The 23,677-nt window shown below is 70.4% G+C and carries 20 protein-coding genes and 1 pseudogene; 12 read left to right on the top strand and 9 right to left on the bottom strand.

The window, feature by feature from the left end:
- Nucleotides 1–164: 164 nt before the first annotated feature.
- From ACX9I7_RS05965 to trxA, 7 genes are all read left to right on the top strand, one after another.
- Nucleotides 165–2,507, top strand: a complete 2,343-nt coding sequence (locus tag ACX9I7_RS05965) for a DUF6049 family protein (RefSeq protein ID WP_387577291.1) — start codon at nucleotides 165–167, stop codon at nucleotides 2,505–2,507.
- A 45-nt stretch (nucleotides 2,508–2,552) separates the two neighbouring features.
- Nucleotides 2,553–4,760 carry a murein biosynthesis integral membrane protein MurJ gene (gene murJ / locus ACX9I7_RS05960; protein WP_459386702.1) on the top strand — a complete coding sequence of 736 codons (2,208 nt, stop codon included), beginning with the start codon at nucleotides 2,553–2,555 and terminating at the stop codon, nucleotides 4,758–4,760.
- 109 nt (nucleotides 4,761–4,869) lie between these two features.
- Complete coding sequence (locus ACX9I7_RS05955; protein ID WP_459386701.1) at nucleotides 4,870–6,546, top strand: protein kinase family protein; 1,677 nt, start codon at nucleotides 4,870–4,872, stop codon at nucleotides 6,544–6,546.
- Between the two features lie 35 nt (nucleotides 6,547–6,581).
- Nucleotides 6,582–7,271, top strand: coding sequence for an RNA polymerase sigma factor SigM (gene sigM, locus ACX9I7_RS05950; protein ID WP_387577297.1), 690 nt, complete (start codon nucleotides 6,582–6,584; stop codon nucleotides 7,269–7,271).
- Complete coding sequence (locus tag ACX9I7_RS05945) at nucleotides 7,268–8,209, top strand: hypothetical protein (protein ID WP_459386700.1); 942 nt, start codon at nucleotides 7,268–7,270, stop codon at nucleotides 8,207–8,209. The genes sigM and ACX9I7_RS05945 overlap by 4 nt, the downstream gene beginning before the upstream one ends.
- Before the next feature lie 114 nt (nucleotides 8,210–8,323).
- Nucleotides 8,324–9,298 (top strand): thioredoxin-disulfide reductase, encoded by a 975-nt coding sequence (gene trxB / locus ACX9I7_RS05940; RefSeq protein ID WP_358216027.1) that lies wholly within the window; start codon nucleotides 8,324–8,326, stop codon nucleotides 9,296–9,298.
- A gap of 47 nt (nucleotides 9,299–9,345) precedes the next feature.
- On the top strand, nucleotides 9,346–9,672 hold the full coding sequence (gene trxA / locus ACX9I7_RS05935; protein ID WP_189455524.1) for a thioredoxin: 327 nt from the start codon (nucleotides 9,346–9,348) through the stop codon (nucleotides 9,670–9,672).
- Nucleotides 9,673–9,736: 64 nt separating this feature from the next.
- Here the strand turns inward: trxA and ACX9I7_RS05930 are convergent, their stop codons facing one another.
- From ACX9I7_RS05930 to rpmH, 9 genes and pseudogenes are all read right to left on the bottom strand, one after another.
- Nucleotides 9,737–10,354 carry a GNAT family N-acetyltransferase gene (locus tag ACX9I7_RS05930; protein WP_189455526.1) on the bottom strand — a complete coding sequence of 206 codons (618 nt, stop codon included), beginning with the start codon at nucleotides 10,352–10,354 and terminating at the stop codon, nucleotides 9,737–9,739.
- A 343-nt stretch (nucleotides 10,355–10,697) separates the two neighbouring features.
- Nucleotides 10,698–11,855 (bottom strand): ParB/RepB/Spo0J family partition protein, encoded by a 1,158-nt coding sequence (locus ACX9I7_RS05925; RefSeq protein WP_387577302.1) that lies wholly within the window; start codon nucleotides 11,853–11,855, stop codon nucleotides 10,698–10,700.
- The gene (locus ACX9I7_RS05920) at nucleotides 11,852–12,904 is read right to left on the bottom strand and encodes a ParA family protein (protein WP_387577304.1); all 1,053 of its coding nucleotides are present in this window, start codon (nucleotides 12,902–12,904) and stop codon (nucleotides 11,852–11,854) included. The genes ACX9I7_RS05925 and ACX9I7_RS05920 overlap by 4 nt, the downstream gene beginning before the upstream one ends.
- A gap of 236 nt (nucleotides 12,905–13,140) precedes the next feature.
- A complete protein-coding gene (gene rsmG, locus ACX9I7_RS05915) occupies nucleotides 13,141–13,854 on the bottom strand; it encodes a 16S rRNA (guanine(527)-N(7))-methyltransferase RsmG (protein ID WP_189455532.1) in 714 nt (237 codons plus the stop codon).
- Between the two features lie 130 nt (nucleotides 13,855–13,984).
- Nucleotides 13,985–14,494, bottom strand: coding sequence for a Jag family protein (locus ACX9I7_RS05910; RefSeq protein ID WP_387577307.1), 510 nt, complete (start codon nucleotides 14,492–14,494; stop codon nucleotides 13,985–13,987).
- 14 nt (nucleotides 14,495–14,508) lie between these two features.
- On the bottom strand, nucleotides 14,509–15,603 hold the full coding sequence (gene yidC / locus ACX9I7_RS05905) for a membrane protein insertase YidC (protein WP_358623591.1): 1,095 nt from the start codon (nucleotides 15,601–15,603) through the stop codon (nucleotides 14,509–14,511).
- A gap of 3 nt (nucleotides 15,604–15,606) precedes the next feature.
- On the bottom strand, nucleotides 15,607–15,924 hold the full coding sequence (gene yidD, locus ACX9I7_RS05900; protein WP_126915033.1) for a membrane protein insertion efficiency factor YidD: 318 nt from the start codon (nucleotides 15,922–15,924) through the stop codon (nucleotides 15,607–15,609).
- Nucleotides 15,925–15,980: 56 nt separating this feature from the next.
- Nucleotides 15,981–16,349 (bottom strand): annotated as a pseudogene (rnpA, locus tag ACX9I7_RS05895) (ribonuclease P protein component); the annotation flags it as partial.
- 24 nt (nucleotides 16,350–16,373) lie between these two features.
- The gene (rpmH, locus tag ACX9I7_RS05890; protein WP_003949374.1) at nucleotides 16,374–16,511 is read right to left on the bottom strand and encodes a 50S ribosomal protein L34; all 138 of its coding nucleotides are present in this window, start codon (nucleotides 16,509–16,511) and stop codon (nucleotides 16,374–16,376) included.
- Between the two features lie 420 nt (nucleotides 16,512–16,931).
- Between rpmH and dnaA the strand changes: the two genes are divergently transcribed.
- The 5 genes from dnaA (at nucleotide 16,932) to ACX9I7_RS05865 (ending at nucleotide 23,542) form a co-directional block, all read left to right on the top strand.
- On the top strand, nucleotides 16,932–18,770 hold the full coding sequence (dnaA, locus tag ACX9I7_RS05885) for a chromosomal replication initiator protein DnaA (RefSeq protein ID WP_459386699.1): 1,839 nt from the start codon (nucleotides 16,932–16,934) through the stop codon (nucleotides 18,768–18,770).
- An 838-nt stretch (nucleotides 18,771–19,608) separates the two neighbouring features.
- On the top strand, nucleotides 19,609–20,739 hold the full coding sequence (gene dnaN / locus ACX9I7_RS05880) for a DNA polymerase III subunit beta (RefSeq protein ID WP_189455543.1): 1,131 nt from the start codon (nucleotides 19,609–19,611) through the stop codon (nucleotides 20,737–20,739).
- A 199-nt stretch (nucleotides 20,740–20,938) separates the two neighbouring features.
- Complete coding sequence (gene gnd / locus ACX9I7_RS05875; RefSeq protein ID WP_189455545.1) at nucleotides 20,939–21,817, top strand: phosphogluconate dehydrogenase (NAD(+)-dependent, decarboxylating); 879 nt, start codon at nucleotides 20,939–20,941, stop codon at nucleotides 21,815–21,817.
- Between the two features lie 46 nt (nucleotides 21,818–21,863).
- Nucleotides 21,864–22,988, top strand: a complete 1,125-nt coding sequence (gene recF, locus ACX9I7_RS05870; RefSeq protein ID WP_387577313.1) for a DNA replication/repair protein RecF — start codon at nucleotides 21,864–21,866, stop codon at nucleotides 22,986–22,988.
- On the top strand, nucleotides 22,985–23,542 hold the full coding sequence (locus tag ACX9I7_RS05865) for a DciA family protein (protein ID WP_189455548.1): 558 nt from the start codon (nucleotides 22,985–22,987) through the stop codon (nucleotides 23,540–23,542). Before recF ends, ACX9I7_RS05865 begins: the two co-directional genes overlap by 4 nt.
- Nucleotides 23,543–23,677 lie beyond the last annotated feature (135 nt).

Genomic DNA, 23,677 nt, shown 5'->3' with positions numbered 1-23,677 from the left:
TCGGACGCACTATGACACCTCTCACAAAGCAGGCGGAGCCTGGACAACGGGCCCCGTGGCGATCTTGTAGTACGGTCCGCAGCACTTCGTCACAGCGGGCCTCGTTACCATTCGTGGACGCACCATCCGACGACCACCGACGATGACGAGGGACGGGCGAGCGCGTGGCCGAGGCGGCAGAGGTCCAAGGGGCCTTCGAGGGGACATCGCCCGCTCCTGCCTGCCGGTGGTTCCGGCGCACCGCTCTGCTGCTGGCCGGCGTGTTGCTGGTCGTGGGGCTGGGGCAGCTGCCGCAGGCTCCGGCGGCGCGGGCCGAATCGGCGAGCTCGGCGAGCGCCCGGTCCGTCGACGTCTCTCTCGACACCGTGACGCCCGTCGCGCCCAAGCAGGACGACACGCTCACCGTCTCGGGCCGGGTCACCAACAACACGAAGTCGACGATCACCGGTGCCCATGTGGCGCTGCGGGTGGGCCCGCAGATCACCACGCGCAGCGACATCGACGACATCGGCGTCCGGGCGCCCTTCTCGGCGGGCTCCGACGGCCCGGAGGTGGGCGGCAACCACGCCCAGAAGATCGACAGCCTGCCGCCGGGCGTCAGCCGCGACTTCACCATGACCGTTCCGGTGAAGGACATGGAGCTGGGCAAGGACGGCGTCTACCAGCTCGGCGTCACCCTCTCGGGGCAGTCCGGCGGACAGTCCGAGCAGGTCCTGGGCATCCAGCGCACCCTGCTGCCCTGGCAGCCCTCGACGACCGACGCGAAGAAGACCCGGCTGACCTTCCTGTGGCCGCTGGTCTCCGCGACGCATCTCACCGCCCGGACGGTCTCCGACCAGCAGCAGACGCCGGTCTTCCCCAATGACGACCTGGCCGCCGAGCTGGCGCCGGGGGGACGGCTCCAGCAGCTCGTGGCGCTGGGCAAGAGCCTGCCGGTCACCTGGGTGATCGACCCGGATCTGCTCGCCACGGTCGAGGCGATGACGAAGAGCTACCGGATCGGCGGGCCGGGCGACCAGAACCCCGCGCCCGGCCGGGGCCAGGCGGTGGCCAAGCAGTGGCTCAACCAGCTCCAGGAGGCCGTCGCGGACCACCAGGTGGTGGCGCTGCCGTTCGGCGACCCCGACCTCGCCTCGCTCGCCCACCGGGGGAAGGACGTCCCCGGGGCGCTCAGCCACCTCCAGTCGGCCACGGAGCTCGCCTCGACGACCGTGGAGACGATCCTCGGGGTGAAGCCGCGCACCGACTTCGCCTGGCCCGTCGACGGCGCCGTCGACTCCTCCATCGTGGACGTGGCCACCTCGGCCGGCGCCCACAATGTGATCGCCCGCAGCGACAGCGTCCGCGAGCCCGGCGGCTCCTCGTACGCGCCCACCGCGGCCCGGCAGATCGGCGGCGGCAACACGGCGATCGTGGCGGATGCCCGGCTCTCGACCGTCTTCGACGGCGAGATGATCAAGGCCAATGACTCCTCGCTGGCCGTGCAGCGCTTCCTCGCCCAGAGCCTCATGGTGAACAAGCAGGCTCCCGAGAACGAGCGCAGCATCGTGGTCGCGCCGCAGCGCATGCCCACGACGAGCCAGGCCCAGGCGATGGCGACGGCGCTCAAGGGCCTGACGGACGGCCGCTGGACCCAGCCGGCCGACCTCGGGGACGCGGCCAAGGCCCAGCCCGACCCGGCGGCCAACCAGCACATCCCCGGCTCGGGCTCGTATCCGGACTCGCTGCGCGCGCGGGAGCTGCCCACCGAGGCGTTCGAGGCGATCCAGCGGACCCAGAGCTCCCTGGACAGCTTCAAGGTCATCCTGACCTCCCAGGACCGCGTGGTCACCCCGTTCGGCAGCGCGATCATGCGGGAGATGTCCACCTCGTGGCGGGGCGACCCCAAGGGCGGGGAGACGTTCCGGGACGCGGTGCAGTCGTATCTGGACCAGCTCATCCGGCAGGTCCATCTGATCGCGAAGTCCGACGCGACCCTCTCCGGGCGCAGCGCCACCATCCCGGTGACCGTGCAGAACGGCCTGCTCCAGGGGGTGCGGGGACTCAAGCTCGTCCTCACTTCCAGCCAGCCCAACCGCCTCAAGATCGACGCTCCCCAGCCGGTCGAGGTGGGGGGCGGGCGCCAGCAGTCCGTGAAGTTCGAGACGCGGGCCAACGCCAACGGTCCGGTGAAGGTGAAGGCCCAGCTCTACGCCGAGGACGGTCAGACGTACGGCGATCCGATCTACTTCACTGTGCATGTCACGTCCATCACCCCTATGGTTCTGCTCGTCATCGCCGGTGGGGTCCTCCTCCTGGTCCTCGCGGGACTGCGTATCTACCTCCAGCGCAAGCGGGCCGCCGCCCGTAAGGCCGCGGGGGGCGGGCCCGACGGGGCGGGCGGCGGAGACCCGGGCGACAGTGGTGGCCCCGGAGACGACAAGCCGGAGCAGCCGGGTGATCCGGCGGCGGAAACCGGAGCGCGGAGCGGTGACCCGTCCGGCTCAGGTGAGAAAGTGGAACGTTGACGTTTTATGGGGCCGGCAGGCCGCGGACGATGAGGTGGGGTAGCGATGAGCGCGCCGTACGACGGTGACCGCGGTCAGGGCACCGGGGGCGAGCAGCGGGGCCAGTACCCGCCGCCCCCGCCTGCCCCGGCCCCTGCCGCCGCGGACCAGCCGCATCAGGGCCCGTACGCCCGGGACCCGTACCTCCGGGACGCCTACGCGTCGGACCCGTACGCCGCGCCGCAGTCCGGCGGCTACCAGCAGCCCCCGGCGCCGCCGCGCGGGCCCGACACCCATGCGTGGGCCCCGGCCCAGGCGCAGCAGCCCCCGGCGGCGGCCGGCCCGTACGAGGAGCAGGACGCGACCCAGGTCATCGGCGTGGGCGGCTTCGGCGAGCAGCCGCAGCGGGACGCCTTCGCGCACCTCTACCGCGATCAGCAGCAGCCGTACGAGCCCCAGCGCCCGGACGGCCGCCCGATCCCGGCTCCCGGCCAGTACGGATCGACTCCCGGGCAGTTCGGCTCGGCCCCCGGCCAGTACGGCTCCCCCGTGCCGCCGCCCCCGCAGCCTCCGGTGGTCCCGCCCGCGGCCGAGCCCGAGCCGACGGACGCGGCGCCCGCGGCCAAGGGCGGCGGAAAGGCGTCCGGCCTGCTGAAGTCCAGCGCGCTGATGGCGGCGGGGACGATGGTCTCCCGCCTCCTCGGCTTCGGCCGGAACCTCGTCATGGCGGCGGCGATCGGCGTCAGCACGCTCAACGATGGCTACCAGGTCGCCAACACCCTGCCCACGATGATCTACATCCTGGTCGGCGGTGGCGCCCTCAACGCGGTCTTCATCCCGCAGCTGGTGCGCGCGATGAAGAACGACGAGGACGGCGGCGAGGCCTACGCCAACCGGCTGCTGACCCTCGTCGTCGTACTTCTGGCGGGCGTGACCACCGTCTGTGTGCTGGGAGCGCCACTCTTCATCCAGATGATGTCGCCGACGATCGCCGGCGACCCCACCCGCATGGACGTGGCTGTGGCGTTCGCCCGCTACTGCCTGCCGACCATGTTCTTCATGGGCGTGCACGTCGTCATGGGGCAGATCCTCAACGCGCGCGGCAGGTTCGGCGCGATGATGTGGACCCCGGTCCTCAACAACATCATCATCATCGCCACCTTCGGCTCCTTCATCTGGGCCTTCGGCCCCGCCTCCAGCAGCGACGTCAGCTCGGCCACGATCACGCCCGAGGGCATCCGGCTGCTCGGCATCGGCACCCTGCTGGGTCTCGTGGTTCAGGCGCTGGCGATGCTCCCCTACTTGCGGGACGCCGGCTTCCGCATCCGTCCCCGCTTCGACTGGCGCGGGCAGGGCCTCGGCAAGGCCGCGGGCCTGGCCAAGTGGACGTTCTTCTTCGTCCTCGCCAACCAGCTCGGCCTGGTCGTCGTCACTCAGCTCGCCACCAAGGCCGGAACGCTGGCCGAGAAGGCCGGCTACAAGGGCTCGGGCTTCGCCGCCTACCAGTACGCCCTCCAGCTGTGGCAGATGCCGCAGGCCATCATCACCGTCTCGGTGATGACTGCCGTACTGCCCCGGATCTCCCGCGCCGCCCACGACGGCGACGTCTCGGCGGTCCGCGACGACCTCTCCCACGGCCTGCGGACGTCCGCCGTCGCGATCGTGCCGTGCGCCTTCGCCTTCCTCGCGCTCGGCGTCCCCACGTCGACGCTGATGTTCGGCGGGGGCTCCGGCAGCGCGGCCGCCACCAACATCGGCTACATCCTCATGGCCTTCGGCCTCGGCCTCATCCCGTACTCCGCCCAGTACGTCATCCTGCGCGGCTTCTACGCCTATGAGGACACCCGCACCCCCTTCTACAACACGGTGATCGTCGCCGCCGTCAACGCCGCTTTCTCCGGGCTGAGCTTCCTGCTCCTGCCGTCCCGCTGGGCCGTCGCCGGCATGGCCTTCTCCTACGGCCTGGGCTACGCCGTCGGTGTCGGGGTCGCCTGGCGCCGTCTGCGCACCCGCCTCGGCGGCGACCTCGACGGCGCGCACGTCGTCCGCACCTACGCCAGACTGATCGGCGCCTGTGTCCCGGCGGCTCTGGTCGGTGGCGCCGCCGCGTACGGAATCGGTCAGGTTCTGGGCAACGGTGTTCCCGGTTCGCTCGGCTCCCTGGTCGGCGGCGGACTGGTACTGATCGCCGTCTTCTACATCGCGGCGAAGCGGATGCGCATCGAGGAGCTGACCGCCATGGTCGGTATGGTTCGCGGCCGGCTCGGTCGCTGACCGGAGCACAACCATCGCCCGCCGCCGCGTGTCGTGCATAGCGCCGGACTGTGGGCACAATTGTCTTGGCTGTGGACAGCGTCCAACGGATGGGGAGGCAGGAGCGACGGTGGCGGAACGGAGCACGGCTGCCGTCGACGTGGCTGACAACGGCGACCAGCCGCTGACCGCCCAGGCGGACCAGGCCACGACCGACGGGGCGAAGACCGCGAAGAAGGTCGGCACCCACAAGGACATCCAGCGCGCGGAGAGCGAAAGCCCCGCGCGCGACGCGCAACCGCCCGAGCTGCACAGCGGCCACAAGCTCGCCAGAAGGTACCGCCTGGAGGAGTGCGTCACCCGTCTGGAGGGATTCAGCAGCTGGCGTGCCGTCGACGAGAAGCTCCGCCGCGCGGTGGGCGTCCACCTCCTGCCCGCCGACCACCCCCGCGCCCGTCCCGTCCTGGCCGCCGCCCGCTCCGCGGCCCTCCTCGGCGACCCGCGCTTCGTCCAGGTCCTCGACGCCGTCGAGGAGAACGACCTCGTCTACGTGGTCCACGAGTGGCTGCCCGACGCGACCGAGCTGACCCCCGTCCTCACCTCCGGCCCGCTCGAGCCGCACGACGCGTACCAGCTCGTCAGCCAGGTCTCCCAGGCCATGGCCGCCGCCCACCGCGAGGGCCTGGCCCATCTGCGCCTCAACCCCGGCTCGGTGCTGCGCACCGAGACCGGCCAGTACCGCATCCGCGGGCTCGCCGTCATGGCGGCTCTGCGGGGGATCACCTCCGAGCACCCCCAGCGCACGGACACCGAGGCCATCGGCGCCCTGCTGTACGCGGCCCTCACCCAGCGCTGGCCGTACGAGACAAACGCCCACGGCCTCTCGGGGCTGCCCAAGGGCGTCGGCCTGATCGCCCCCGACCAGGTCCGGGCCGGGGTCCACCGCGGCCTCTCCGAGCTGGCCATGCGCGCGCTCGTCAACGATGGGGCGACCGCCTCCCGGCAGGAGCAGCCCTGCACCACCCCGGAGGAGCTGGCCAAGGCCGTCGCCGCGATGCCGCGCATCCGGCCGCCGGAGCCGGCGTACCCCACGCCGGTGGCCTACTCCCGCCCGCACCCGGCATCGCGCAACGGCGGCCCCGTCCAGCCCGTTCCGGTGCCCCCGCCGGCTCCGCTCGAGGGGCGCACCGGCCGGGCCCTGAAGTGGACGGTCTCGGCGCTGCTGATCGCCGCGCTGGGCCTCGGCAGCTGGCAGCTCGCCGACACCCTGCTCAAGGACGGCGAGACGGACACCCCGCGCTCCCAGTCCTCGGGGGACGACCTCCCCAAGAACACGCCCCAGCCGATCCGGATCGCGGACGCCAAGGAGTACGCGCCGGACGGCAGCCCCCAGGCCGGCGACGTGCACAGCACCTACAACGGGGACAAGGGCTCCCCGTGGCATTCCAGTTCGTTCAAGGACGGGCCGAAGCTCCAGATCAAGCCCGGCATCGGGATCGTCTACGACCTCGGGTCCAGCCAGAAACTCAGCACCGCTTCGGTGGAGATGCGCTACGGCGGCGACCACACCACCCTGTCCTTCTACGCGACCGACTCGCTGTCGCCCTCGGTCCCACCGAGCTCCATGAAGGCGTTGTCGACGACGAAGACCTCCGGGAAGGCGGTCCACGTCTCCTTCAAGGACGCCCCGGAGACCCGCTACATCCTGTTGTGGATCACTGCGGTGCCTTATTCCCCGTACGACTCCACGACCTTCAGCAGCGCCGGCTACAAGCAGGCCATCAACGAGGTGAAGTTCACCGGCTGAGGCGGTATCGCACCGCTCAAGGGGAGGGCTCGACGGTGGACGACGTCACACATGGCGGCGCGAGCGATGCCGAGCTGCTCGCCCTCCACATCGACGGCGACCCCGACGCCTTCGGGGAGATAGTGCGGCGCCACCGCGACCGGCTCTGGGCGGTGGCGCTCCGGACGCTCGGCGACAGGGAAGAGGCCGCGGACGCCGTGCAGGACGCGCTGGTCTCCGCCTACCGGGCGGCCCATACCTTCCGCGGCCAGTCGGCCGTCACCACTTGGCTCCACCGCATCACCGTGAACGCCTGTCTGGACCGGGCCCGCAAGGCCGCCTCCCGGCGCACCGACCCGCTCGCGGAGACCGAGCGCCTCGAGCAGCTCCTCGAACCCCATGAGTCCGCCGCCGCGCCGGCCGAGCGCGGGGATCTCCACCGGGAGCTGATCCGGGCCCTGGCCAAACTACCCCCGGACCAGCGGGCCGCCCTGGTCCTCGTCGACATGCAGGGCTATCCGGTCGCCGAGGCGGCCAGGGTCCTGGACGTTCCCGCCGGCACGGTGAAGAGCAGATGTGCCCGGGGACGGGCACGACTGCTGCCGATGCTCACCCATCTGCGCCCGGACGGCAGGGGTAGCCCCGCCTCCGACCGGGAAAGGAACCGGTCGCAGGGCACGTCCGTCCCACCACCGGCGGGACAGAGCGACACAGATCCAGTGAAGGGCGGAGGTGGGCGAGCGTGACTTCGAGGACCGGCACGGATGGGCACCCGGAGGTCGCGGAGATCTCCGCACTCACCGAAGGTGTGCTCTCTCCCGCACGAACGACGGACATCCGGGAGCATCTCGCGGACTGCGCGCTGTGCGAGGACGTACGGAGCTCCCTGGACGAGATCCGTGGGCTGCTCGGCACTCTGCCCGGCCCCACGCGCATGCCGGTGGATGTCGCCGAGCGCATCGACGCCGCGCTCGCGGCCGAGGCCCTGCTGAGCGCCACCGCCCCCGAGACGGGTGCCGGCGTCTCCCGGGAAAGCGGTGTTTCACGTGAAACGGGGACCGGGAAGCCGACCATGGAGTCCCCGGCACTCGCCGACACCGCTGTTTCACGTGAAACCGGTGTCGCCGACCGTCCTGCGGGCCGTCCCCATGCCACAACGGGTCCCAAGCGGCGCGACCCCGCGTCGGGCCCAGGCACCCGGCGCGTCCGACGCTGGCCCCGGGCACTGCTCGGCACCGCCTGTGCCGCCGCCGTCATCGGGGTGGGCAGCTTCCTCCTCCAGTCCGGTGGCAGCGGCGACACCCACGCCGACGGTCCCCGGACGGAGGGGATCTCTCCCTCGGACCGGGCGACCGGAGATCTCACGGCACGGGTCCAGGCCCTGCTGAAGTCCGCGAAGGGGCCCGAGGTCCAGGGCATGACCCCGCGGACCGCTCCCGAGAAGACGCTGAGCGACTCGGGCGTCACCGCCCCCGCTTGTGTACGGGCGGGCATCAAGCGCCCGGAGCAGGCGCTGGCCACCCGCCAGGACACCTTCGGCGGCGAGGACGCCTATCTGATCGTCCTGCCGCATCCCGGCGACGCCGCCCGCGTCGACGCGTACATGGTCTCCGCCACCTGTGGCTCGGCCACGGCCCCCGCCCCCGGGAAGGTGCTGAGCACCCAGACCGTGACGCGTGGCTGAGCCGCCGCGCCCGCGCTGTCGTACCTGCCGGGAATGCTCGCCCCGTAGGATCCGTTGGGTGGGGTGAGACCCAGCAAGGTTCCAGACAGCTGTCGGCAGACAAGGAAGACACCCGTGAGCGACGTCCGCAACGTGATCATCATTGGCTCCGGGCCCGCGGGCTATACGGCCGCGCTCTACACCGCCCGTGCCTCCCTGAAGCCGCTGGTCTTCGAGGGCGCGGTGACCGCCGGTGGTGCGCTGATGAACACCACCGACGTGGAGAACTTCCCCGGCTTCCGCGAGGGGATCATGGGCCCCGACCTGATGGACAACATGCGGGCCCAGGCCGAGCGCTTCGGCGCCGAGCTCATCCCGGACGACGTCGTGGCCGTCGACCTCAGCGACGAGATCAAGACCGTCACGGACTCCGCCGGTACCGTCCACCGCGCCAAGGCCGTGATCGTCACCACCGGCTCCCAGCACCGCAAGCTCGGCCTGCCCCGTGAGGACGAGCTCTCCGGCCGCGGTGTCTCCTGGTGCGCCACCTGTGACGGCTTCTTCTTCAAGGACCAGGACATCGCCGTCATCGGCGGCGGCGACACCGCGATGGAGGAGGCCACCTTCCTCTCGCGCTTCGCCAAGTCCGTCACCGTCGTCCACCGCCGTGACGCCCTGCGCGCCAGCAAGGCGATGCAGGAGCGGGCCTTCGCCGACCCGAAGATCTCCTTCGTCTGGGACAGCGAGGTCGCCGAGATCCACGGCGACAACAAGCTCTCCGGCCTCACCCTCCGCAACGTCCAGACCGGTGAGACCTCCGAGCTGCCCGTGACCGGCCTGTTCATCGCCATCGGTCACGACCCGCGCACCGAGCTGTTCAAGGGCCAGCTGGAGCTGGACGACGAGGGCTACCTCAAGGTCGCCGCCCCCTCCACCCGCACCAGCGCCACCGGTGTCTTCGGCGCCGGCGACGTCGTCGACCACACCTACCGCCAGGCGATCACCGCCGCCGGCACGGGCTGCTCCGCCGCCCTCGACGCCGAGCGCTACCTGGCCGCGCTCGGCGACGGCGAGAACGTCCGCGAGCCCGAGCAGTCCGCCGCCGTCTGACCTTCACCTCCTTCCCCCACGCACAGAAGACTCAAGGAGACATCTCAATGGCTCTCAAGGCCGTCACCGACGCGTCCTTCGACGAGGACGTCATCAAGAGCGACAAGCCCGTCCTGGTGGACTTCTGGGCCGAGTGGTGCGGCCCGTGCCGCCAGATCGCCCCGGCCCTGGAGGCGATCGCCGCCGAGCACGGCGAGAAGATCGAGATCGTCAAGCTGAACATCGACGAGAACCCGACCACGGCCGCCAAGTACGGCGTGATGTCCATCCCGACGCTCAACGTCTACAAGGGCGGCGAGGTCGTCCAGACGATCGTCGGCGCCAAGCCGAAGGCCGCTCTGGAGCGCGAGCTCACGGACTTCATCCACGCGTAAGCGAAGCCGAAAGAAGCGGCGCGCGGTTTCACGTTTCACGTGAAACCGCGCGCCGCTTCTTCGTTCACAACGGCCGTAGCGCGGGTTCCTTCTGGACGGCTCCGAGGAGCCGGTCCAGGGCCAGCTCGACGTCCTCCTTCCAGGAGAGCGCCGAACGCAGCTCCAGCCGCAGCCGGGGGTAGCGGGGGTGCGGGCGTACGGTCTTGAAGCCGACGGCCAGCAGATGGTCGGCGGGCAGCACACACGCCGGCTCCTGCCACCGGGCGTCGCCGAAGGCCTCGATCGCCTTGAAGCCCCTCCGCAGGACGTCCTTGGCGACGGTCTGCACCATGACCCGTCCCAGCCCCTGCCCCTGGTAGGCGGGCATCAGCCAAGCCGTCATCAGCTGGACGGCATCCGCGGCGACCGGGCTGGTGGGGAAAGCGGTCGAGCGAGGGACATAGGCGGGGGGAGCGTAGAGCACAAAGCCCACCGGGATCTCGTCGACATAGACCACCCGGCCGCAGGATCCCCACTCCAGCAGCACGGCGGAGATCCAGGCCTCCTTCTCCAGCTCGGGGCGCCCGGCCCTCAGCGCGGCTTCACCACTGACGGGGTCCAGCTCCCAAAAGACACAGGCGCGGCAGCGCTTGGGCAGGTCCGGGAGGTTGTCCAGCGTGAGCGGTACGAGCCGACGCCCCATGCGGTCAGTTCCTCACTTCCGTCGCGTACCACGCTCCGGGCTGTGGCCAGAACGCTCCGCTCCCGAAGCAGACCGCCGACGAATCCGCCGACTGCCCCCAGGCCCAAGCCCGCTGCCACCAGTCCGGTCCGGCTCACCGTTCGCATGGCCCCGCCCCTCCGTGAACCGTGTCCAACGTGGATGTGCCACACCTCAACGCATCGTATCCACAGGCCGATTGTGCCGATAGCTTGACATGGCAAAGGGCGGGTCGTGTTCCACGCAAATGAGTTCCACGTGAAACACGACCCGCCCTCAAGGTGAGCGCCAGAGAAACCCGACGGAAGCGATGTCGTCCAGGGGGCTACGCGTCGGCGTTCCGCTCCTCGTCGGTGGCGAGCGGCTGCTCCAGCACCCGGCCCTCGCCGGGAGCGAGCGTGCCCAGGATCCGCTCAAGGTCCTCCATCGAGGCGAACTCGACGACGATCTTGCCCTTCTTCTGGCCGAGATCGACCTTCACCCTCGTCTCGAAGCGGTCCGACAGCCGCGAGGCCAGATCGGTCAGCGCCGGGGCGACACGGGCGCCGGCCCGGGGGCCCTTGCCCTTCACCGGCTTCTTCGACCGCGACTTCATCAGCGTCACGATCTCCTCGACCGAACGCACCGACAGCCCCTCGGCCACGATGCGATAGGCGAGCTTCTCCTGCTCCTCCGCGTCGTCGACGGAGAGCAGGGCCCGGGCATGGCCGGCGGAGAGCACACCGGCGGCGACCCGCTTCTGCACGGTCGGCGACAGCTTCAGCAGCCGCAGGGTATTGGAGACCTGGGGGCGCGAGCGCCCGATGCGGTCCGCCAGCTCGTCATGGGTGCAGCTGAAGTCCTTGAGCAGCTGGTCGTAGGCCGCCGCCTCCTCCAGCGGGTTCAGCTGAGCCCGGTGAAGGTTCTCCAGGAGCGCGTCCAGCAGCAGCTTCTCGTCATCGGTGGCCCGGACGATGGCGGGGATCCGCTCCAGCCCGGCCTCCCGGCACGCCCGCCAGCGCCGCTCGCCCATGATGAGCTCGAAGCGCTCCGGGCCCAGCTGCCGCACCACGACGGGCTGGAGCAGCCCGACCTCACGGATGGAGGTCACCAGCTCGGCGAGGGCGTCCTCGTCGAACACCTCCCTGGGCTGCCGGGGGTTGGGCGTGATGGCATCCAGCGGAAGCTCGGCGAAGTGGGCGCCAGCCACCTGGCCGTCTTCACCCTCGGCAGCCGGACCGGCTACGGGCGCGGCCTCGGTTTCACGTGAAACGGAGTCCGCCGAGCCGAAATCGCGCCGGGAGTCCCGGGGCGTGCCGATCTCTTCCAGGGGAAGGGCGGCGACCTTCGCCGCAGCGACCCCCCGCTCAGCCGTCAGCACCGGCACCGCGGTCGGGGACGTCGCGCCGGGGCCGACCGCCGGTCCGCTCTGGTCCGCTGCCTTCGGCGCCGGCGGGATCAGCGCACCGAGCCCCCGGCCCAGTCCTCTACGTCGCTCACTCACTGAAGCCCCTCCGACATGCTGTGCTGATCTTGCTGTTGCTGACGGCCCACGATATGAGCCCTGCTGCCGTCGTACCGCACCCCGATCCCCCGTAGCGCGATCTCCCGGGCCGCCTCCAGATACGACAGCGCGCCACTGGAGCCCGGGTCGTAGGTGAGGACCGTCTGCCCATAGCTGGGCGCCTCGGAGATCCGCACCGAGCGCGGAATGCTGGTCCGCAGCACCTCATGCCCGAAGTGGCTGCGCACTTCCTCCGCCACCTGGGAGGCGAGCCGGGTCCGGCCGTCGTACATCGTCAGCAGGATCGTCGACACATGGAGCTTGGGGTTCAGATGCCCCCGCACCAGCTCCACATTGCGCAGCAGCTGCCCCAGACCCTCCAGCGCGTAGTACTCGCACTGGATGGGGATCAGCACCTCCGCGCCCGCGACCAGGGCGTTGACCGTCAGCAGACCGAGCGACGGCGGGCAGTCGATGAGGATGTAGTCCAGCGGCTGCTCATAGGACTTGATCGCCCGGTCCAGCCGGCTCTCCCGGGCCACCAGGGAGACCAGCTCGATCTCGGCGCCGGCCAGATCGATCGTGGCGGGGGCGCAGAAGAGGCCCTCCACATCCACGACCGGCTGGACGACCTCGGAGAGCTGCCTGTTGTCCACGAGGACGTCATAGATCGACGGGACCTCGGCATGGTGGTCGATGCCCAGCGCGGTCGAGGCGTTCCCCTGCGGGTCGAGGTCGATGACCAGCACCCGGTTGCCATGGAGCGCCAGCGAGGCCGCCAGGTTCACGGTGGTCGTGGTCTTGCCGACCCCGCCCTTCTGGTTGGCCACCACCATCACTCGGGTCTGCTCCGGCCTCGGCATGGGAGGCGGCGGCGTTTCCCGTGAAACAAGCTCACCCATGGGCAGGGGGCCGGGAGCGGCCATCGATTCGGAGTCGGAGGGGCGGGGGCCGGGGACCGGGTCGGCCATCGGCCCCGCGATATTGGCGTCGGACCGCAAGGATTCACTCTCCTCGACATCGGGCTCGCGATGGACAGAGCCTGCCATGCTTTCGGTGTCGTGAACCAGCGAGGCCCGTTCTCCTGTGGATGAATCCCATGGACCTGTGGACGAAGCCATGTCCTTGACCGCTCGGCGGTCACGCGGCGCGGAGGCCGCGCGGGCGCGGCCGATGATTCCATGCAGCAGGGAGCGATGTTTCACGTGAAACACGATGCATGGCACTCACCGTCGCCGCGCCGCGACACTCCGCTACGGGTAGTTTTGCCAGCTTGTATGGAGCATCAGCGACGGCGCGCCCGGGTGGCCCGGGCCGCCTTCGCCCGCTTGGCGGCGAAGCGCACCCCACCGGGGCTCTCCCCGACCTCGACCCGCACCAGCGTCGACAGCGGGTCGACCACTCCCTCGCCGACATGGAGCACCGAGGTCTTGACGACGCCCAGCTTGCCCAGCGCGGCACGGGCGGCCTTGAGCTCTTCCTCGGCCGTGTCGCCCTTGAGCGCCAGCATCTCGCCGTAGGGACGCAGCAGCGGCACGCCCCAGCCCGCGAGCCGGTCCAGCGGGGCCACGGCCCGCGCGGTGACGACATGCACGGGGTCGATCTTCCCGAGCATCTCCTCGGCGCGTCCGCGGACCACCGTGACGTGGTCCAGGCCCAGCAGCTCCACGACCTCCTGGAGGAACGTGGTGCGGCGCAGCAGCGGCTCCAGCAGGGTGATCTGGAGGTCCGGCCGGACCAGGGCCAGGGGGATGCCGGGCAGCCCGGCACCCGAGCCGACGTCGCACACGGAGACGCCGTCCGGCACGGCCTCGGCCAGCACCGCGCAGTTCAGCAGATGGCGTTCCCACAGTCGCGGGACCTCACGGGGACCGATCAGCCCGCGCTTGACGCCCGCGTCCGCGAGCAGCTCCGCGTAGCGGACGGCCTCCGGAAAGCGGTCACCGAAAACAGCCCGCGCCGCCGCGGGCGCCGGGGGGAGCTCCGCTGCCTCTTCCACGGGGAACCGTCCTTCCGTACAAACGTCGACGAACGTTGATGGTGAATATTCGGAGTCTGAATATCAGGCTGACAAGGATCGGCCCCGTCTGCGAGCAGACGGGGCCGTACACACCTGGACGTGGGACAGGTCAGGCGGGCAGAACGACCACGCGACGCTGGGGCTCCTCGCCCTCGGACTCGCTGCGGAGACCGGCGGCGGCGACGGCGTCGTGGACGACCTTGCGCTCGAAGGGGGTCATCGGGTCCAGCTTGACCGGCTGACCGGTGCTCTTGGCCTCCTGGGCGGCCTGGGCGCCCAGCCCGGACAGCTCCTCGCGCTTGCGGGCCCGGAAGCCGGCGATGTCGAGCATCAGCCGGCTGCGGTCACCGGTCTCCCGGTTGACCGCGAGACGGGTGAGCTCCTGGAGGGCCTCCAGGACCTCGCCGTCCCGGCCGACCAGCTTCTGGAGGTCACGGCTGGTGGAGTCGCTGATGATCGAAACCGAGGCGCGGTCGGCCTCGACGTCCATGTCGATGTCGCCGTCCAGGTCGGCGATGTCGAGCAGACCCTCGAGGTAGTCGGCCGCGATCTCGCCCTCCTGCTCAAGGCGGGACAGGGTGTCGGTGCCCTCGGCGGTCTGGCGCTCCGTGTCCGTCACGGGGGACTCCTTCGTCACTTCTTGGTCGGGTGCTTGGGGCGCTGCGGGCCGCCCTTGCGCTGTCCGGACTTGGCACCGCGGGCGGCACCGCCGGCCTGCTTGGCCTTGGTCTCGCCGGACTCCTGGTCCTGATTCTCCAGCGTCGTCTTGCCGGAGGAGGCGACGGAGTGGCCCGCGCCGCCGGTCTGGCGCTTGGCCTTCGTCTGGCGCTTCGGCTGCTGGCGGGCCGCACGGGCGGACTCGGCCGCCTCACGGGCCTCGACCTGCGCCGGGTCCTCCTTCAGCTTGCCCTTGGCCCGCAGGCGCTCCTGGCGCTGCTGGAAGGCGAGGCTGCCGGGGGTGGGGTTGCGCCGGATGACGAACATCTGCTGACCCAGGGTCCACACGTTGGTGGTCAGCCAGTAGACGAGGACACCGACCGGGAAGTTGATGCCGAAGACGGCGAACATGATCGGGAAGACGTACATCAGCATCTTCTGCTGCTGCATGAACGGCGTCTTCACCGTGAGGTCGACGTTCTTCGTCATCAGCTGGCGCTGCGTGTAGAACTGCGACAGCGACATCAGGACGATCATGATGACCGTGACGACCCGGACGTCCGTCAGGCTGGCGCCCAGGGACTCGACCTTGGCCGCGGAGTCCATGAACTTCACCGACAGCGGGGCACCGAAGATGTGCGCCTGCCGGGCGCTCTCCAGCAGCGACTGGTCGATGACGCCGACGACCTTGCCCTGCGCGATGTGGTTCAGGACCTGGTACAGCGAGATGAAGAAGGGCGACTGGGCCAGGATCGGGAGACAGCTCGAGAGCGGGTTGGTGCCCGTCTCCTTGTAGAGCTTCATCATCTCTTCGGACTGGCGCTGCTTGTCGCTCTTGTAGCGCTCCTGGATCGCCTTCATCTTCGGCTGGAGCGCCTGCATGTTCCGCGTGGCCTTGATCTGCTTCACGAAGAGCGGGATCAGGCAGATGCGGATCAGCACCACCAGCGAGACGATCGACAGACCCCACGCCCAGCCGCTGTCCTTGTTGAAGATCAAGCTGTAGAACGCGTGGAACTGGACGATGATCCAGGAGACAACGTAATAGAGGGGACCGAGGATCGTGTCCACGAATCAGGCTCCTTGGGCGTTGGACTGGGTCTCGGGCTGTGCGGTGGGCCCCGTGGTGGGGTGCCCGCCCAGTCGGCTCCTCAGCCGCTGGTGCCAGACCGGACGCTTCCGGGGAGGGACGTGGTCGACGCCACCGAGCGACCACGGGTTGCAGCGCAGGATGCGCCAGGCCGTCAGCACCGTTCCTTTGACCGCACCGTGCCTGTCGATCGCGGTGTAGCCGTAGTGCGAGCAAGACGGGTAGTACTTGCAGACCGGGCCCAGCAGGGGGCTGATGGTCCACTGGTAGATCTTGATCAACCAGAGCAGCGGGTACTTCACTGTGCGCTCCCTCCCGGGTGACCGGGACTCCGGGGGTCACCCCCCGGGGGATTGCTTCGCGGCGCCCCTCCCAGGAGCCGCTCCAGCGCGGCGTCGAGATCACGGGCCAATTGATCGTGACCCGCCTCGCCCGCGCCGGGCAGGGCTCGCACCACCACCAGGCTACCGGCGGGGAGCCGATCCAGCCGGTCCCGCACGAGGTGGCGCAATCGCCGCTTGACCAGATTGCGGACGACGGCCCCGCCCACGGCCTTGCTCACGACGAAACCCGCACGTGCCGAGGGGGCGATCCCCCCGGGCACGTGCGGGTCCGTGTTACCGCTGCGTAGGTGGACGACGAGGAGCGGGCGGCCTGCCCTGCGTCCTCGACGAACCGCGGCCGCGAAGTCCTCGCGCCGCCTCAGCCGAGACTCGGAAGGCAGCACGTCAGGACCTCGACGTCAGGCTGGTCAGGCCGACAGGCGAGCGCGACCCTTGCCACGGCGGGACGCGAGGATCGCGCGGCCGGCACGGGTGCGCATGCGCAGGCGGAAGCCGTGGGTCTTCGCGCGGCGGCGGTTGTTCGGCTGGAAGGTGCGCTTGCTCACTCGGGGACTCCAGAAATGAATTGATGGCGGGACATCGCCTGGCTGTCACCGTGCGCCCACGAGGAGACTCGCAATACGCCCAAGTGCACCGCTTCATAATCCCGGACTCGAAGTCCGTGATCTTTGCCCATCGGAGGCAGGCGGCAGCAGCCATCGACAACTCGACCTGGTCACGGTACGCGTGGTTACGCCATCCGGTCAAACCGGCAGCGTACCCGGGTACCACCGTAGCCTCCCCGAAGGCGGGAAGACGACAGGCGACACCTCATGGCACATTTGTACACACCCTGTGGACAACGACTTGAACCACGCGCCTCGCCCTGACTACCGTGGCTGAACTCCGAATCCTTCCCGCCCGTCCCGAGAACCACACATTCGTGGGACTCCGGGGCACCCCCCGTGACTGAGAGAGCGTGCCCTGTGGCTGACCTGCCCGCCGATCTTGCCGCAGTGTGGCCGCGCGTGCTCGAACAGCTCCTCGGTGAGGGGCGTGGTCAGGGCGTGGAAAGCAAGGACGAGCACTGGATCAAGCGCTGCCAGCCGCTGGCGCTGGTGGCCGACACCGCCCTGCTGGCGGTGCCCAACGAGTTCGCCAAGGGCGTCCTCGAGGGCCGGCTCGCCCCGATCGTCAGCGAGACCCTGAGCCGTGAGTGCGGCCGCCCCATCCGGATCGCGATCACCGTCGACGACTCCGCCGGCGAGCCCCCGGCCCAGGCCCCCCAGCAGCCCGAGCGCCACCAGCAGGCCGAGCGTCCCCGGCCGCACGGCCCGGGCCAGGGCCGTGACACGTTCGAGGGCTATGAGGGCCACGGTGGCTACGGCGCCCGTCCGGGCGACGACCTGCCGACCGTGCGCCCCGCCTACCCGGACTACCAGCAGCCCCGCAGCGAGCCCCCGGGCGCCTGGCCGCGCCACTCGGCGCCGTCCGGGCCCCACGGCGGCGACCGGGGCGACCGCGGCGACTACGGCTGGCAGCAGCCCCGGCTCGGTTCGTACACCGAGAGTGACCGGGACCCCTACGCCTCGCAGTACGAGCAGCAGCCCGAGTACCGCTCCCCGGAGCGGCCCGAGCGCGCGCCGTACGAGCCGCAGCGCCGTGAGCTGCCCGACACGGGCGCCGTCGGCCGTCCCGCCGACCGGCCGTCGCCGTCGGCCGTCCCGGCGCCCTCCGGGTCCGGCTCGGGGTCCTCCTCGTCGTCCTCGGCGGGCACGGGAGCGGCCGAGCCGACGGCGCGGCTGAACCCGAAGTACCTCTTCGACACGTTCGTCATCGGCGCGTCCAACCGGTTCGCCCACGCGGCCGCCGTGGCGGTGGCCGAGGCGCCGGCCAAGGCGTACAACCCCCTGTTCATCTACGGGGAGTCCGGGCTCGGCAAGACCCATCTGCTGCACGCCATCGGGCACTACGCGCGCAGCCTCTACCCGGGCACGCGGGTGCGCTACGTGAGCTCCGAGGAGTTCACCAACGAGTTCATCAACTCCATCCGCGACGGCAAGGCGGACGCGTTCCGCAAGCGCTATCGCGACATGGACATCCTGCTGGTCGACGACATCCAGTTCCTCGCGAGCAAGGAGTCGACGCAGGAGGAGTTCTTCCACACGTTCAACACGCTCCACAACGCGAACAAGCAGATCGTCCTGTCCTCGGACCGGCCGCCCAAGCAGCTGGTGACCCTGGAGGACCGGCTGCGGAACCGCTTCGAGTGGGGCCTGATCACGGACGTCCAGCCGCCGGAGCTGGAGACGCGCATCGCGATCCTCCGGAAGAAGGCGGTCCAGGAGCAGCTGAACGCCCCGCCGGAGGTGCTGGAGTTCATCGCGTCCCGGATCTCGCGGAACATCCGTGAGCTGGAGGGCGCGCTGATCCGGGTGACGGCCTTCGCCAGCCTGAACCGGCAGCCGGTGGACCTGGGCCTGACCGAGATCGTCCTCAAGGACCTGATCCCGGGGGGCGAGGACGCCTCTCCGGAGATCACCGCGCCGGCCATCATGGCGGCGACCGCCGACTACTTCGGGCACACCGTGGAGGACCTGTGCGGGGCCTCGCGCAGCCGGGTGCTGGTGACGGCCCGGCAGATCGCCATGTACCTGTGCCGGGAGCTCACGGACCTCTCGCTGCCGAAGATCGGCGCGCAGTTCGGCGGCCGTGACCACACGACCGTGATGCACGCGGACCGGAAGATCCGCGCGCTGATGGCCGAGCGGCGCTCGATCTACAACCAGGTGACCGAGCTGACGAACCGCATCAAGAACGGCTGAGACCGCCCGCGAGGGCGGTTCTAGGGCGCTCCGGGACGCTTCCCGGGGCGCCCTTCGGCGTTCCCGGGGCCGGCGAAGTTGGCGCCCACCGTCCCCAGCATGTTCGAATCCTGCCTCTGACCTGCCGGTTCTCCACAGATTCGGGCTCTGTCCACGATCCACACCCTGGGGACCGCGAAGTTATCCATACGGTGTCCACAGACCGGGCTGTTGATATGCCATCAGGCGAGGTCAGCCGGGTGTGGATTTGTGGCAAACCACGTTCCACAGCCTGTGGACAGCCGGAGCGTCCACAGCGGCCCTCGAAGTTGTCCACCGGCAACCCACAGGTGGACCGGTGTTATACACAGCCTTTCCACACCGCTGTCCACTGTTCGGCAACGAAACGCCCGGTCTCACCGCACCGAGTGAAAGCCATCACACCCAGGTGCCGGGTTGGGCTGTGGGCAACCGGGGTAAAGCTGGGGACAGCCCTGGGGAGAAGTGCGCCCCGCCTGTGCACCGGGTGTGCAGAACTTTTCGCGTTCCACAGACCACCCCGGTTTTCCACCCCCGCCACCCACAGGCCCGGTGGACAAAAAATCGGTCCTGACCTGGGCAAAGGAAGTTTTCCACGGTTTCCACAGCCCCTACTACTACGACCACAGAGATCTAGCGGGGAACTCGTTTCGAAGTGGGTGCTGTGGATGACTCGGCCTCGCGCCGCGCCACGCCCCGGATCTCGATTTGACCGGCAGCAGCGCCGACTGTCAGCGACGTACGTCAGACTGTTCTCCGGCGCCAGTCGCCGAGGAAGAAGCCAGCAGGGCGAGCCAGCAACAAGCAGGAGGCGGTTCCGGTGAAGATCCGGGTGGAGCGCGATGTACTCGCGGAGGCAGTGGCCTGGGCGGCCCGCAGCCTCCCGGCCCGTCCGCCGGTGCCGGTCCTCGCGGGCCTGCTGCTGAAGGCCGAGGACGGTTCGCTGAGCCTCTCCGGCTTCGACTACGAGGTCTCGGCCCGCGTTTCGGTCGAGGCGGATGTGGAGGAGGACGGCACCGTCCTCGTCTCCGGCCGACTGCTCGCCGACATCTGCCGCGCACTTCCCAACAGGCCTGTGGAAATCTCCACCGACGGTGTGCGCGTGACCGTGGTCTGCGGCTCCTCGCGATTCACACTCCACACCCTGCCTGTGGAGGAATACCCGGCGCTGCCGCAGATGCCGACGGCCACGGGCACCGTCCCGGCGGAGGTCTTCGCCTCGGCCGCCGCCCAGGTCGCCATCGCCGCCGGCCGTGACGACACGCTGCCGGTGCTCACCGGTGTGCGCATCGAGATCGAGGGCGACACGGTCACCCTGGCCTCCACCGACCGCTACCGCTTCGCGGTCCGCGAGTTCATGTGGAAGCCAGAGACCCCGGACATCTCCGCGGTCGCCCTGGTGCCCGCCAAGACCCTGCTGGACACCGCGAAGTCCCTCAGCGGCGGCGACACGGTCTCGATCGCGCTCAGCGGCTCCGGCGCCGGTGAGGGCCTCATCGGCTTCGAGGGCGCCGGCCGCCGTACGACCACGCGGCTGCTCGAGGGCGACCTGCCGAAGTACCGCACGCTCTTCCCGACCGAGTTCAACTCGGTCGCCGTGATCGAGACGGCGCCGTTCGTCGAGGCCGTCAAGCGCGTGGCCCTGGTCGCCGAGCGGAACACCCCGGTGCGGCTCAGCTTCGAGCAGGGCGTGCTCATCCTGGAGGCCGGTTCCAGCGACGACGCACAGGCTGTGGAAAGGGTCGACGCCCAGCTCGACGGCGACGACATCTCGATCGCCTTCAACCCCGGCTTCCTGCTGGAGGGTCTCTCGGCGATCGACTCGCCGGTGGCGCAGCTGTCCTTCACCACGTCCACCAAGCCGGCGCTGCTCAGCGGCAAGCCGGCGATGGACGCGGAGGCGGACGAGGCCTACAAGTACCTGATCATGCCGGTTCGCCTGTCCGGCTGAGGGTGAGCGGCGGGCTCGCGGCCGGTTTCTCGGCCGCGAGCCGGTCGTGGCCGAGCGCGCGGTTCCCCGCGCCCCTGCGGGACGCGAGGACGACCCGTTTGAGCGTCCTGACCCCACAGGTGTGCGTCCGTCCCCAGGCGTAGGCTCGAAGCACGTACCCCTGGTACGACACGCACGACTACGGCAAAGAGGATCACCCATGGAGCTCGGTCTCGTCGGTCTCGGAAAGATGGGCGGCAACATGCGCGAGCGCATCCGCCGCGCGGGCCACACCGTCATCGGATACGACCGCAACCCGGACCTGGCGGATGTCCACAGCCTGAAGGAGCTTGTGGATTCCCTCCAGGGCCCGCGCGTCGTGTGGGTCATGGTCCCGGCCGGTGCCGCGACGCAGTCCACGATCGACGAGCTCGCCGAGCTGCTCTCCCCCGGCGACATCGTCGTCGACGGCGGCAACTCCCGCTGGACCGACGACGAGAAGCACGCCGAGGAGCTGGCGGCCAAGGGCATCGGCTTCGTCGACTGCGGTGTCTCCGGCGGCGTCTGGGGCCTGGAGAACGGCTACGCGCTGATGTACGGCGGTTCCGCCGAGGACGTCGCGAAGGTCCAGCCGGTCTTCGACGCGCTCAAGCCCGAGGGCGACTTCGGCTCGGTCCACGCGGGCAAGGTCGGCGCCGGCCACTTCGCCAAGATGGTCCACAACGGCATCGAGTACGCGATGATGCAGGCCTACGCCGAGGGCTGGGAGCTCCTGGAGAAGGTCGACTCCGTCACCGACGTGCGCGAGGTCTTCCGCAGCTGGCAGGAGGGCACGGTCATCCGTTCCTGGCTGCTGGACCTGGCGGTCAACGCCCTCGACCAGGACGAGCACCTCGAGAAGCTGCGCGGCTACGCGGCCGATTCCGGCGAGGGCCGCTGGACGGTCGAGGCCGCCATCGACAACGCCGTGCCGCTGCCCGCGATCACGGCCTCCCTCTTCGCGCGCTTCGCCTCGCGCCAGGAGGACTCCCCGCAGATGAAGATGATCGCCGCGCTGCGCAACCAGTTCGGTGGCCACGCGGTCGAGACCAAGAAGTAGAACCGAGAAGCAACACCCAGCAGCCGGGGGAGGTCGGCACGCAACCATGCACGTCTCGCATCTGTCGCTGGCCGACTTCCGCTCGTACGCCCGGGCCGAGGTCCCGCTCGAACCGGGCGTCACGGCCTTCGTGGGCCCCAACGGCCAGGGCAAGACCAACCTCGTCGAGGCCGTCGGCTATCTGGCCACCCTCGGCAGCCACCGGGTCTCCTCGGATGCGCCGCTGGTGCGGATGGGCGCCGACCGGGCGATCATCCGCGCCGCCGTCGTCCAGGGCGAGCGGCAGCAGCTCGTCGAGCTGGAGCTCAACCCGGGCAAGGCCAACCGGGCCCGGATCAATCGTTCCTCCCAGGTCAGACCGCGCGACGTGCTCGGCATCGTGCGCACCGTGCTGTTCGCCCCCGAGGACCTGGCCCTCGTCAAGGGCGACCCCGGCGAGCGCCGCCGCTTCCTCGACGAGCTGATCACCGCGCGCTCCCCCCGGATGGCGGGCGTGCGCTCCGACTACGAGCGCGTCCTCAAGCAGCGCAACACCCTCCTGAAGTCCGCCGCGATGGCCCGCCGCCACGGCGGCCGCCAGATGGACCTCTCCACCCTCGACATCTGGGACCAGCACCTGGCCCGCGCCGGCGCGGAGCTGCTCGCCCGGCGGCTCGACCTGATAGCCACCCTGCGCCCGCTGGCCGACAAGGCCTACGAGCAGCTGGCGCCCGGCGGCGGCCCCGTCTCCTTCGACTACCGAGGCCCGGCCGGCATCGAGGGCGCCCACACCCGCGAGGAGCTCTACGAGGCGCTGCTCGCCGCCCTCGCCGAGGCCCGCAAGCAGGAGATCGAGCGCGGCGTGACGCTCGTCGGCCCCCACCGCGACGAGCTGCTGCTGCGCCTGGGCGAGCTGCCCGCCAAGGGGTACGCGAGCCACGGCGAGTCCTGGTCGTACGCGCTGGCGCTGCGCCTGGCCTCGTACGAGCTGCTGCGCGCGGAGGGCGACGAGCCGGTGCTCGTGCTCGACGACGTCTTCGCCGAGCTGGACGCCAGACGGCGGGAACGGCTGGCGGAGCTGGTCGCTCCGGGCGAGCAGGTCCTGGTGACGGCGGCCGTGGACGACGATGTGCCCGGTGTCCTCACCGGTGCCCGCTTCGCGGTCGAGCGAGGCGGGGTCGAGCGCGTATGAGCACGCCGGCCGGTCACCGGGACCACGGCCCGGGGGACCGGGGGAAGACCCCGGAGCCCTCCGGTGTGGATCTGGCGCGCGTGGCGCTGCGGGCGGCCAAGGAGCAGGCCCGGGCGCGGGGCGCGGCGGCGCAGCAGAAGAAGCAGGCCCGCCGTGGCGGTGGGCTGCGCTCCGGGGCGCGCGCCGACGGGCGCGATCCGCTGCCGCTGGGCGCCGCGATCAACCGGCTGATCACCGAGCGGGGCTGGGAGACGCCCGCGGCGGTCGGCGGGGTGATGGGCCGCTGGCCGCAGATCGTGGGGGAGCAGCTGGCGCTGCACTGCGAGCCGCAGAAGTACGACGAGGACGCGCGGGTGCTCACGGTGCAGTGCGACTCGACGGCCTGGGCGACCCAGCTGCGGATGCTCGCGCCCACGCTGGTGGCCCGGCTCAACGACGACCTGGGCCAGGGCACGGTGAAGACGATCAAGGTGCTGGGGCCGGGCGGCCCCGGGCGCCGGTACGGGCCGCTGCGCGCGCCGGGGAGCACGGGCCCCGGCGACACCTACGGATGATCCGCGGCATCCACGGCTGATCCCCGGGTCATGGTTGGTCAAAGGTTCTCCCAGGTCGGGAGCACCTTTGACGGCCGCGTGGAAGCCGGGCCGGGACGGGTGACGGGCCCACGTGACGCCCGGGACCGGTGGGCA

It is taken from the genome of Streptomyces sp. L500, from assembly GCF_054551825.1.
The sequence above is the reverse complement of the archived record's forward strand: the minus strand, read 5'-3'. Positions and strand labels throughout refer to the sequence as shown.